The following is an 11,062-nucleotide window of genomic DNA, read 5'->3' as shown; positions in this document are numbered from 1 at the left end:
GGGCCGGGTGAGGACGCGCTCGAGGAGCGGTAAACCCGCAGGATTTCCTGACATCAAGCGCGCGACGTGGGTTACATTGACTTATCGGCAGCCGACGGCGGGAGAAAAATGAACGAAACGGGCGCTGACAGCCGTTTTGCCCTCACCCGGGAAAACGGTTACGTCCGGGTTGAGTGGGATGAGGACATCAGCGTCACGGAGCAGGACGCGCTGGACCTCCTCGACCGGCTGGATCAGGAATGCCCGGGGGTGTGTAAGCCGATGCTCGCGAACCTCAACTCCATGGTGACGGTCCACGCCCCTGCCCTGGCGATCTTTGCGTCGCGGCTGAATGTCGCAGCGTTGGCGATAGTGGGCCCGACGGCGGTTGACCGCACCATCGCCACCTTCTTCAGCGAGGTCCACGAACCCGCCTACCCCACCCGCTATTTCACCGAGCCCGCTGCTGCGCTCGAGTGGCTCCTGACACCGGGACACGGCGCCCCGGGCACTGAGGGCTAGCCGGACAATGGCACCGTTATCCGGGGATGGTCCGCGCTTCGAGCTGACCGACGAGGGTTCCTACCTGCGCCTCCGGTGGCATGCCGGGATTGTCATGGAACTGGAGGACGTGGAGGCGAGCGTGAGTGCCGTCATCGCGATGTCACCCGAGTGCAAACGACCGCTGCTGGTGCATATCGACCTCGTGGACGGCATCAGCGCCCCGGCCAGGGACCTGCTCCTGGAGGAAACCTGCTCCAGCCGCACCGCTGTTCTCGGCAGCGACGAGGTGGCGCGGGTGATGACGGCCTTCAACTACCGCGCCGCAACGCCCAGCCGGTACTTCACCGATGAGACCGCGGCGGTTCAGTGGCTCATTTCAGGGCACGCGGCGCCCGACGGAGGCGCGGCGCCCGACGAGGCCCAGGATCCCGACGACGGCACGAACCCTGATCGCGGTTCACGCCCCGCCCGCGCGGAGCAGGGCCCGCAGGCGGTCTAAAGCCCGCCGAGCGCCTGCGCGATCGGAACTGACGACGCCGCGGCCCACGCCTGCGGCCGGCACGACGCCGGGTAGGGAACCGGCGGCCACACCTCGCTTGCGGGATGCCCGGAGAAGAGCTCGGGCAGCCGCCAGCCGAACCCTTCCGCGGCGCGCAGCAGCCCACCGGCAAGCCGCGAGGCCTCTTCGGTGAAGCCGTCCTTGAGCAGGCCGCTGATGATCATGCCGGTGTCATGGCTCCACACCGACCCTGCGTGGTAGCGGGTCGGCCAGAAGCCGCCGTTGGTGGTGGACACGGTCCGGATGCCGTAGCCGGAGAACATGGTGGGATCCATCAGGCGCCCGGCAATGGCGCGGGCCTCGTCGTCATTGAGAATCCCGGTTCCGAGCAGGTGGCCCATGTTGCTGGTGACGCCGTCGACTGCCCGCTTGGACGAGTCCAGGGCGATGGCCGGGTACGGTCCCAGCTCATCCGTGCACCAGAAAGCGTTCCGGAACCGTTCCTTCAGGTCAGCTGCGTACTGCCGCCATGAGTCGCCGCCGCTGCGCCCGAAAGCGTCCAGAAGGGCGGCTCCTCCAAGGGCTGCCTCATAGGCGTAGCCCTGCACTTCTGCAAGGGCGATGGGCCCGTCGGCGAGTGAGCCGTCGTGCCAGCGAATGGAATCGCCGGAGTCCTTCCAGCCCTGGTTGGCCAGGCCGTGCCCGCTCTCATCCTTGTACTCGAGGAATCCGTCGCCGTCGGAATCGCCGTGGTCCCGCAGCCACACCAGTGCAGCCTCAAGCTGGTCCAGCAGCCCTTCGACCTGCTTCTCCGGCAGGCCGGCCCGCCAGGCGTCATGCAGGAGGCTGATCCACAGGGGAGTGGCGTCGATGGTGCCGAAATAGACGGGCGGAAGGGAAACTCCTGAGCCGTTCTCGCTGAAGGACAGTGTGCCGCGGCGTACCTCGTGGAGAATTTTTCCGGGCTGTTCTGCGGTGTCCGGGTCGGTGGACTCGCCCTGGCGGGACGCCAGCGCCCGCAGCGTGCTGCCCGCCAGCGAGGTGTCCACCGGGAGCAGCAGCCGTGCCGCGATGAGTGAATCGCGCCCGAACATGGTGAAGAACCACGGCGCCCCGGCAGCGAGGAACACGTCCTCCGGCCGGTCCGCGGTGGCCATGCGCAGGCCGTTCAGGTCAGAGATCGAGCGGTCGAGCAGCTGCTGCAGCTCCTCACCCTCGACCGTCGGAGCAGTAAGAACAGGGCCCGACGGCGCCACCATGGGTGCGCCGGCATCGGCAACTCCCAGCCTCCAGCCGAGCTCGACGGCGCCACCCGGCTCCACATCCACCAGCCAGGTGAGGGTGATCCGGCCGCCGTCGTAGTTGATCTCTGCTTCCGGGGCTTCCAGCCGGGCAGTAGTGTCTCCGTCCCGCCAGTTCCAATCGGGGCCGGCCACGGTAAGGCCTGAATTTCCGGCTGCGCCCGACTTCACCTGCTCCATCGGGGTGTTGTCCGCCTCCAGCACCAGCCGGATTTCCTGACGGGAGGGGAAGTCGTAGGCCGATTCCAGGCGGATCTGTTCCGAGACTCCGGTGGCATCCGCCGAGCGTGCCCGGGTCAGGTACATCAGCGGATCCGCAACCTGGGATTCCACCCGGACAAAGTGCAGGTAATCAACCCGCTGGGCGGAGCGCACCTGCGTGGACACCCAATCAGGCTCAGCGCCGTTGACGGTCAGGACGGCGGAACGGATGACGCGGTCATCGCCGCAGTGGACGCCCTGCGCGCCCGAGTCCCGGATCTGCCCATAGGGGTCCGCCCAGGCCTGGACGGGGGCGCTGAACACACCGGTGAGGTTGTGGAGGAAGGGCTGGAGGTACGCCACTGGTTTCTCCTAGGGGAGGTTCGGTTTTTTTAGATCGTTCAAACTTTTCATTGACAACACTATTTGAACGTTCATATTCTGTAAACACCCCGGAACAACGGTTCCGGCCACCGACAAACCCGAGAGGAGCGGCATGCCGAAGACCACCCTGGTCAGCCTTGCCGAGTCCCTCGGCGTTTCCCGGCAGACCGTCTCGAACGTCATCAACGCTCCGCACCGGGTAAAGCCGGAGACCCGGATCCGGGTGCAGCATGCCATCACGGAGAGCGGCTACCGGCCCAGCGCCGCCGCCCGCCAGCTGCGCACCCGCCGTTCCATGAACTTCGGCATCCGCATGAGCCCCGTGGTCGACGGGATCAACGGCTCCATCCTGGACCGCTTCCTGCACGCGCTGACCGAGGCGGCGCAGGAGGAGGGCTACCGGGTCACACTGTTCTGCGCCGATACGGATGCCGGGGAGATCCGCCAGTATGAGGAACTCCTCAAAGTGGCGGACCTGGACGGGTTTGTCCTCACCGGCACCCACCATGGCGACCACCGCTCCGCGTGGCTCCTGGAGCACGGGATCCCGTTCGCCGCGTTCGGCCGGCCGTGGAGCAGCATCGAGGACCCGTTCAGCTCCCTGCACCCCTGGGTGGATGTCGACGGCGGCGCGGGCACCGAGCAGGCCACCCGCACGCTGATCGAACAGGGCCACACCGCCGTCGGCTTCCTCGGCTGGCCGGAAGGTTCCGGCGCAGGCGATGACCGCCGGGCAGGCTGGGCCCGCGCCATGCGCGCGGCGAAGCTTCCCACCGACACGCTCGACATCCAGGCCGACGACGGCGTCCCCGCCGGCGCACAGGGTGCCGAACAGCTCGCATCCCACGGAGCGACGGCGGTGGTCTGTGCCAGCGATTCCCTCGCCCTCGGGGCCATGGCCAAGCTGCGCCAGCTGCACCCGGAGCAGTCCTCGCCCGCAGTGATCGGGTTCGATGACACACCGGTGGCTGCCGCCGTCGGCCTTTCAAGTGTTTCCCAGCCCACGGAAGACGCGGCACGGCACATTGTTGCCGTCCTCGCCCACCAGCTGGCCGGGAGCAGTTCCCCGCACGGGGACGAGGAGCCGGCACCGCCGCGGCATCTGCTGCTGCCGCCGACACTCATCCAGCGCACACCGTACTCCTTCAGCAGCAGTACCTGACCACCCCCCACAAGAAAAAGCAACAACATGAGGAAACAGACAATGAAGACTGCACACCCCCGGCGGCTCGCCGTCGCCATCACCGCGGCATCAATGCTTGCCCTCACCGCCTGCGGAGGCTCCGGCTTCTCGGAATCCGCAGAGGAAGGCGGCGGACAGGCCGAGGCAACGGACGCCCCCGTCAGCGTGCTCATCGGATCATCCGGCGACGCCGAGACCCAGGCCGTGACCAGCGCCGTCGATGCCTGGGCCAGCGAATCCGGCGTCGATGCCTCCGTCATCGCCGCCTCGGACCTCACCCAGCAGCTGAGCCAGGGCTTTGCCTCGGGTGAGCCGGCCGACGTGTTCTACCTGTCCACCGACGCCTTTGCCGGGTACGCAGCCAACGGCTCCCTCGAGCCGTACGGCGAGGATCTCGAAAACAAGGACGACTACTATCCGGCGCTCCGTGAGGCCTTCACCTACGAAGACCAGCTCTACTGCGCGCCCAAGGACTTCTCCACCCTCGGCCTGATCATCAACTCGGCCAAGTGGGAGGAAGCGGGCCTCACGGAGGACGACATCCCCACCACCTGGGAAGAACTGGCCACAGTGGCTGAGCAGTTGACCACCGGGGACACCGTCGGCCTCGGCTTCAGCCCCGAATTCCAGCGCCTCGGCGTCTTCACCGCACAGGCCGGCGGCGGGCTCGTCACCGACGGCGAGGCAACGGCAGCCAGCCCCGAGAACGTCGAGGGACTGAACTTCGTCAAGCAGATGATGACCGACGGCGTGGCGGACTACTCCTCCAACCTCGGCGCAGGCTGGGGCGGCGAGGCCTTCGGCAAGGGCCTGGCGGCAATGGTCATCGAGGGCAACTGGATTGCCGGTGCCATGACGGCCGACTTCCCGGACGTCGAGTACCAGGTTGCCGAACTTCCTGAAGGTCCGGGCGGTAAGGGCACCCTCCAGTTCACCAACTGCTGGGGCATCGCTGCAGACAGTGACAACATCGAGGGCGCCAAGGCACTCGTGGAGCACCTGACCTCTGCCGAGAGCCAGCTGGCCTTTGCTGAAGCATTTGGTCCCATGCCGTCGCTGCAGTCAGCGGCCGGTGACTGGGCTGCGCAGTACCCCGAGCTCGAGCCCTTCATCGCGGGAGGCGAGTACGCACAGAACCTGCCCGCACAGCAGGGTGCAGCGGACGTGCTCGGCGAACTGAACTCGCAGCTTGAATCCCTCGAGTCCGCGGACCCGCAGCAGATCCTCGAGTCGGTTCAGCCGCTCCTGGAATCCGTAGTCACCCAGTAACGCCCCACCCCGGACCGGCGCACCTCCTGCAGGGGCGCCGGTCCGGGACCCCCTAACGCGTTCAAGATCGAGGGATCCCATGCCATCCACCCCAGCAGCCGCTCCGAAGGCGGCCGAAAAGACCAGCCGGCGGCGCGGTGACATCCGCGGCAGGCAAGGCCTCGCCGGCTGGTTGTTCATCGCCCCCATCGTTGTCATCCTGGGACTGTTCCTCGTGGTTCCGGTGCTTATGGCCGCCTGGGTGAGCATGTCCGACTGGACCGGCAGGGGCAGCCCCTTCTCCGGCAACGTCAGCTTTGTCGGCGCTGAGAACTATGCAGGGATCCTCGGGGGCGAGGGACTGATTGGACGCGATTTCGGTACCGCGATCCGGAACAACCTCTACTATGTGCTGCTGGTTGTCCCGCTGCAGACGGCGCTGTCCCTCTTCCTGGCGGTCATGGTGAACCGCCAGATCCTGCGCGGCAGGGGCTTCTTCCGCACCGCGTTCTACTTCCCCTCCGTCACCAGCTCCGTGGCCATCACGGTGCTGTGGCTCTTCCTCTTCAGCGCCACCGGCGTGGTGAACAAGGTCCTCTCCTTCTTCGCCATCGAAGGGCCCAACTGGTTCCAGGACCCGCGCGGGGTGCTGCACATCCTGCTCGGCCTCATCGGCCTGGACCAGGCGCCCGATGGGCTCCGGAGTCCCGGATTCCTCGGCATCACCGGGTGGGACTGGCTCGCCGGGCCGTCGGTGGCGATGAGCGCCTTTGTCCTGATGGCCATCTTCACCACCTCCGGAACCTTCATGCTGCTCTTCATCGCTGCGCTGCAGAACATCAGCGGTGAGGTGCAGGAGGCCGCCATGATGGATGGGACCACCGGCTGGCAGCGGTTCTGGAACGTCACCCTGCCGATGCTGCGACCCACTCTCTTCACCGTCCTGACCCTGGGGTTGATCGGCACCTGGCAGGTGTTCGACCAGATCTATACCGGCACCCAGGGCGGCCCCGCGAAGACCACCCTGACGCCCGCCTACCTCTCCTTCAACGCCGCCTTCGTGGACCAGCAGTGGGGAGTCGGCGCCGCCATCGCCTTTGTCCTGTTCGCAATCATCGTTGTCCTCACCCTCCTCCAGCGCTGGGCGTTGCAGGAACGGGATGTACCACGACGACGGCGCATGGTTCCCGCCGGCGTCAGCGCCGGCTCCAGCGCGGCAGCAGCCCCCGGTACCGCCGCACCCAAGGATGAAAAGCGAGGATCCAGCCGATGAGCACCTCAACAGCACCGGCCCCGGAAAAGACGGGCCGCCGTCGTCCCCAGTCCGAGGGGCGGCGACGGGCAGTGCGCCGCGCCTGGCTCACGTACCTGCTGCTGATCGCGCTCGCGATCATCTACATCTTCCCGTTCCTGGTGCAGGTGGCCACGTCCTTCAAGACCGAGCCCGAAGCGGCGCAGAACCCGCTCGGCATCATTCCGCAGAACTGGACCGTTGCCGCCTACATCGGCCTCTTCGCCAACTCCGACTTCCCGCAGTGGGGGATGAACTCCTTTATTGTCACGTTGTTCGTGACGCTCGGCAGGGTGTTCTTCAACTCACTCGCGGGGTATGCACTGGCCCGCATTCCGTTCCGGGGCCGTGGCCTGGTGTTCGCCCTGCTGGTGGCAGTGATGGCGGTGCCCGGCGTCGTGCTGCTGATTCCGAAGTTCCTGGTGATCAACCAGCTCGGAATCTACGACTCCTACGCGGGCATGATCCTGCCGCTGCTGGCGGACGCCGCGGGGGTGTTCATCATGAAGAACTTCTTCGAATCCATCCCTGCCAGCGTGGAGGAACAGGCGCGGATCGACGGCGCCGGAACGTTCCGTACGTTCTGGTCGGTGGTGCTGCCGATGGCCCGGCCGGCCGTGATGACGATCGTGATCCTGTCCTTCCAGGGGTCCTGGAACGAGCTGAACCACTTCATCATCTCGACCCAGAGCCCTGATCTGACCACGCTGACCAAGGGCGTTGCGCAGCTTGCCTCCGGTGCCCTGAGTCAGGGAACGCAGTACCCGCTCAAGCTCGCCGCGGCCGCGCTCATGACCGTGCCGGTTGCCATTGTGTTCTTCATCTTCCAGAAGCGCATCATGAACGCCTCGGCCGGCGCCGTGAAGGAGTAGCAGGCAGCCGCTCAGCCGCCCGGCCGCAGGCTGGGGGAGCCGTGTACGCCGGAGCCGCCCGCCATGCCGTCGATCACCTCGCGCATCGCCGCGACCGAGGATCGGGTCGGTTCCCAACCGAGCAGCGTCCGGGCCCGGTCCGTGTTCATCACGGGGGCCTGCGAGGCCATGTCGATCCAGCCCGGATCGGTGGCCTGGAGGTGCAGTGCCCACGACGCCGCCACCACCGCCCGCAGGACCGACACCGGCAGGTTGAACACACGCTTTGCGCCGAGCAGTCCGCCCACCAGGGGCGGCGTCAGAATGGGATCAGCGGCAATGTTGAACGCTCCGGAGGCGCGCTGGTCCACGATGCGCCAGTATGCGTCCGCCATGTCCGCGGCATGCACGGCCTGGAACACCAGCTGTGACGGGATGGGCAGTATCGGCAGGCTCAGCTTGTTGAGGATGGACTTGGGGATGAGCGGGCCGAGGAAGTAGCGCCCGATCTCCTCGCCGGCGTCGGCCTGGAAGATGAGCCCGGGGCGCACTCTCGCAACGGGGATCTCGGGGAAATCCCGTTCGAAGGCGTCGAGCAGATCCTCCTGCGCGGCCTTGTGCCGGCTGTAGTGGGATGACGCGATGCCGCCGGTAGGCCAGTCCTCGGTGACCTGCCGGTCCTTGGGCGCCGGGCTGTACGCGCCGACGGAGGAGGCGCAGACAAAGTGGCGGACTCCGGCGTCGGCAGCAGCCTGGAGGGCGTTCTGCGTCCCGATGACGTTGGTGCGGTGCATCGCATCCTCATCCCGGTTGGGCTGGATGGCCCAGGCAAGATGTACGACGGCGTCAGTCCCCTTCAGTGCGGCGGTGAGGCTTTCCCTGCCGGTGTCAGTGCCGACGTCGGCCGTGTGCCACTCGACGCCGCTGTACGGGGCGTGGTCCTGGGAGGGCTCGCGGCGGGAAACGCCGACGAGTTCGATGGCCGGGTTCTCCGTGCGGGCCTGCTGGAGCCGGCGGAGAAGCGCCGTCCCCACATTGCCGGTTGCTCCGATAACTGCAATGCGCATGTGGAACCCTTCAATCGATGTGGCGGCCTGAAATCCACACTAAGGGGTCGACCACTTATTGCAATACTAAGTATCCTTATGGTTCGGTTGGGGGAGGCAATTCTGAACCGGAGGTAGAAACGTGACCACTAAAGACCCCGCGAAGGCGGACTCGGCGGAGGAAGCCACGCAGGCGAAGGCGGCCTCAAGTCCGCACCCGGACGATTCGCGGAAGCCGGATGATCCGACCGACCTTGCAAAACCGGCCTGGGGGTACGTCTTCAAGCGGACCGTCAGCGAGTTCGGTAAGGATCAGTGCACCGACCTGGCTGCGGCGCTGACCTACTACGCAGTGCTGGCCATCTTCCCGGCGCTGTTGGCGCTGGTGTCCATACTTGGATTCTTCGGACAGGCCGAAGCGACCACCGAGACAGTCCTGAATATCCTGTCCAACGTTTCATCCCAGGCCAGTGAAACCGTTGGGCCGGCGATCGAGCAGCTGGCCTCCTCCGAGACAGCCGGCCTGACGTTCGTGGTCGGCCTGCTCGGCGCACTCTGGTCCGCCTCCGGCTTTGTCAACGCCTTCTCCCGGGCCATGAACCGGATCTACGAGGTGGAGGAGGGGCGCCCGTTCTGGAAGCTTCGCCCGGTGATGCTGGTGATCACCGTCGTCGTGCTTCTCCTGGTTGTCCTCATGGCGCTCCTGCTGGTCCTCTCCGGGCCGGTTGCCGAGGCAATCGGCGGGGTGATCGGCCTGGGTTCCACGGCACTGACCGTCTGGAACATCGCGAAGTGGCCCGTAATGGTGTTCTTCGCCGTCCTCATGGTTGCTGTGCTGTATTACGCAACACCCAATCTGCAGCAGCCCAAGTTCAAGTGGGTGAGCATCGGCTCGCTCATCGCGCTGATCGTCCTCGCCCTGACCACCGTTGCGTTCTCCTTCTATGTGGCCAATTTCGGCAGCTATCAGCAGACCTACGGTGCCATTGCAGGCGTCATCATCTTCCTGCTGTGGCTGTGGCTGGCCAACCTCTCCCTGCTCTTCGGGGCAGAGTTCGATGCCGAACTCGAGCGCGGCCGCGAGCTCCAGGCCGGCATCGAGGCAGAGGAGACCGTACAGCTTCCCCCGCGGGACACGAAGGCTGCACAGAAGAAGCGCGACAAGCAGCTCGAACTGGTGGATCGGGGCCGTGAACTGCGGCAGAAATACGGCCGTGACCGCGACGACCGGCGTTCCTCCAGGGTGAAGAACTAGGGTGACACCCATGAGCCAAACCGAACACAGCACCAAGGGCGCCTATGTGGACTCCGGCAAGGAGTTCACCCGCGACACCAACTACATCGAGACGCGGATTACGCGTGACGGCGCGGACGGGTTCCCGGTGGAGCCTGGCCGCTACCGGCTGATCGCAGCCCGCGCCTGCCCCTGGGCCAACCGGGCAATCATCGTCCGCCGGCTCCTGGGGCTGGAGGATGCCATTTCGCTCGGAACCCCGGGACCTACGCATGACAAGCGGTCCTGGACGTTTGACCTCGACCCGGGCGGCAAGGACCCGGTGCTGGGAATCGAGCGGCTGCAGGAGGCGTACTTCAAGCGGGACCCCGAGTACCCCCGCGGCATCACGGTGCCGGCGATCGTGGACATTCCCACCGGTGCGGTGGTGACCAACAACTTCCCCCAGATCACCCTGGACCTCTCCACGGAGTGGAAGGAATATCACCGCCAGGGCGCTCCGGACCTCTACCCGGAAGGCCTTCGGGAGGAAATCGACAGCGTCAACAAGCGGGTCTTCACCGAGGTCAACAACGGCGTCTACCGGTGCGGGTTCGCCGGGTCACAGGATGCCTACAATGCCGCCTATGACCGGCTCTTCACCGCCCTGGACTGGCTCGAGGAGCGGCTGACAAACCAGCGGTACCTCGTGGGGGATTCGATCACCGAGGCGGACGTCCGGCTTTTCACCACGCTGGTGCGGTTCGATCCGGTCTACCACGGGCACTTCAAGTGCAACCGGAACAAGCTCACCGAGATGCCTGCCCTGTGGGGATATGCCCGGGACCTGTTCCAGACTCCGGGTTTCGGTGACACCATCGACTTCGACCAGATCAAGAAGCACTATTACATCGTCCACGAGGACATCAACCCGACGCGGATTGTGCCGAAGGGACCCTCGCTGGAGAACTGGCACACCGACCACCAGCGCGAGCGCCTCGGCGGCAGCCCGTTTGGGCGGGGCACCCCGCCGGCTGCGGCCCCCTGATGGAACTTTCGTGCACCTATGGCGGCTTCTCCGGCGGCAGAGTCAAGTGGTCGGTGCAACGTGGGGGTTAGGCTGCCTGTTGCAGCATTTGGTTGAGTGCTTGGGCGGGGGTTTGCAGGTCCAGGGTTGGGCGGGGTCGGCGGTTGAGTTTGTCCTGGATGGTTTTGAGGTCCTCAGCGGTGTAGCCGGAGAGGTCGGTGGATTTGGCGAACCAGTGCCGCAGGAGCCTGTTGGTGTTCTCGTTCGTGCCGCGCTGCCAGGGTGAGTGCGGGTCGCAGAAATACACCGGTGCCTGCAGCTCGAGCACCTAGGCC

Annotated in this window: 10 protein-coding genes and 1 pseudogene; 8 read left to right on the top strand and 3 right to left on the bottom strand. The window is 66.0% G+C overall.

From position 1 onward, the window contains the following. Positions 1–108 precede the first annotated feature (108 nt). Positions 109–501, top strand: coding sequence for a DUF7793 family protein (locus X803_RS0103585; RefSeq protein WP_026544065.1), 393 nt, complete (start codon positions 109–111; stop codon positions 499–501). 7 nt (positions 502–508) lie between these two features. Next, positions 509–982, top strand: coding sequence for a DUF7793 family protein (locus X803_RS0103580; protein WP_026544064.1), 474 nt, complete (start codon positions 509–511; stop codon positions 980–982). On the opposite strand, the gene X803_RS0103575 is transcribed toward X803_RS0103580, so the two are convergent. Continuing rightward, positions 979–2,847 carry a glycogen debranching N-terminal domain-containing protein gene (locus tag X803_RS0103575; RefSeq protein WP_026544063.1) on the bottom strand — a complete coding sequence of 623 codons (1,869 nt, stop codon included), beginning with the start codon at positions 2,845–2,847 and terminating at the stop codon, positions 979–981. The two genes, X803_RS0103580 and X803_RS0103575, sit on opposite strands and share 4 nt — an antisense overlap. 133 nt (positions 2,848–2,980) lie before the next feature. Between X803_RS0103575 and X803_RS0103570 the strand changes: the two genes are divergently transcribed. The 4 genes from X803_RS0103570 to X803_RS0103555 all read left to right on the top strand — a co-directional run bounded on the left by X803_RS0103570 (position 2,981) and on the right by X803_RS0103555 (position 7,462). Beyond that, a complete protein-coding gene (locus tag X803_RS0103570) occupies positions 2,981–4,030 on the top strand; it encodes a LacI family DNA-binding transcriptional regulator (RefSeq protein WP_026544062.1) in 1,050 nt (349 codons plus the stop codon). Positions 4,031–4,072: 42 nt separating this feature from the next. After that, a complete protein-coding gene (locus X803_RS0103565) occupies positions 4,073–5,320 on the top strand; it encodes a sugar ABC transporter substrate-binding protein (protein WP_156929946.1) in 1,248 nt (415 codons plus the stop codon). A gap of 79 nt (positions 5,321–5,399) precedes the next feature. Beyond that, on the top strand, positions 5,400–6,572 hold the full coding sequence (locus X803_RS0103560; RefSeq protein ID WP_051470416.1) for a carbohydrate ABC transporter permease: 1,173 nt from the start codon (positions 5,400–5,402) through the stop codon (positions 6,570–6,572). After that, the gene (locus X803_RS0103555; RefSeq protein ID WP_026544059.1) at positions 6,569–7,462 is read left to right on the top strand and encodes a carbohydrate ABC transporter permease; all 894 of its coding nucleotides are present in this window, start codon (positions 6,569–6,571) and stop codon (positions 7,460–7,462) included. The genes X803_RS0103560 and X803_RS0103555 overlap by 4 nt, the downstream gene beginning before the upstream one ends. An 11-nt stretch (positions 7,463–7,473) precedes the next feature. Here X803_RS0103555 and X803_RS0103550 read toward each other — a convergent pair whose 3' ends face one another. Beyond that, a complete protein-coding gene (locus X803_RS0103550) occupies positions 7,474–8,508 on the bottom strand; it encodes an NAD-dependent epimerase/dehydratase family protein (RefSeq protein WP_026544058.1) in 1,035 nt (344 codons plus the stop codon). A gap of 121 nt (positions 8,509–8,629) precedes the next feature. Here X803_RS0103550 and X803_RS17575 point away from each other — a divergent pair, with 121 nt between their 5' ends. Next, entirely contained in the window at positions 8,630–9,742 is a 1,113-nt protein-coding gene (locus tag X803_RS17575; protein WP_035777834.1) for a YihY/virulence factor BrkB family protein, read from the top strand. 10 nt (positions 9,743–9,752) lie between these two features. Further along, complete coding sequence (locus tag X803_RS0103540) at positions 9,753–10,748, top strand: glutathione S-transferase family protein (protein WP_026544057.1); 996 nt, start codon at positions 9,753–9,755, stop codon at positions 10,746–10,748. A gap of 67 nt (positions 10,749–10,815) precedes the next feature. Here X803_RS0103540 and X803_RS17570 read toward each other — a convergent pair. Next, positions 10,816–11,034 (bottom strand): annotated as a pseudogene (locus X803_RS17570) (IS30 family transposase); the annotation flags it as partial. Between the last annotated feature and the right edge of the window lie 28 nt (positions 11,035–11,062).

Origin of the sequence: Arthrobacter sp. 35/47 (assembly GCF_000520475.1) — a bacterium.
In the GTDB taxonomy this organism is placed as follows: domain Bacteria; phylum Actinomycetota; class Actinomycetes; order Actinomycetales; family Micrococcaceae; genus Arthrobacter_D; species Arthrobacter_D subterraneus.
This window is presented reverse-complemented; position numbering and strand designations above follow the sequence as displayed.

Bases quoted from the DNA above. Each gene is read 5' to 3' on its own strand.
- X803_RS0103585 (WP_026544065.1), top strand. From the start codon at position 109: ATGAACGAAACGGGCGCTGACAGCCGTTTTGCCCTCACCCGGGAAAAC.
- X803_RS0103580 (WP_026544064.1), top strand. From the start codon at position 509: ATGGCACCGTTATCCGGGGATGGTCCGCGCTTCGAGCTGACCGACGAG.
- X803_RS0103570 (WP_026544062.1), top strand. From the start codon at position 2,981: ATGCCGAAGACCACCCTGGTCAGCCTTGCCGAGTCCCTCGGCGTTTCC.
- X803_RS0103565 (WP_156929946.1), top strand. From the start codon at position 4,073: ATGAAGACTGCACACCCCCGGCGGCTCGCCGTCGCCATCACCGCGGCA.
- X803_RS0103560 (WP_051470416.1), top strand. From the start codon at position 5,400: ATGCCATCCACCCCAGCAGCCGCTCCGAAGGCGGCCGAAAAGACCAGC.
- X803_RS0103555 (WP_026544059.1), top strand. From the start codon at position 6,569: ATGAGCACCTCAACAGCACCGGCCCCGGAAAAGACGGGCCGCCGTCGT.
- X803_RS0103550 (WP_026544058.1), bottom strand. From the start codon at position 8,508: ATGCGCATTGCAGTTATCGGAGCAACCGGCAATGTGGGGACGGCGCTT.
- X803_RS0103540 (WP_026544057.1), top strand. From the start codon at position 9,753: ATGAGCCAAACCGAACACAGCACCAAGGGCGCCTATGTGGACTCCGGC.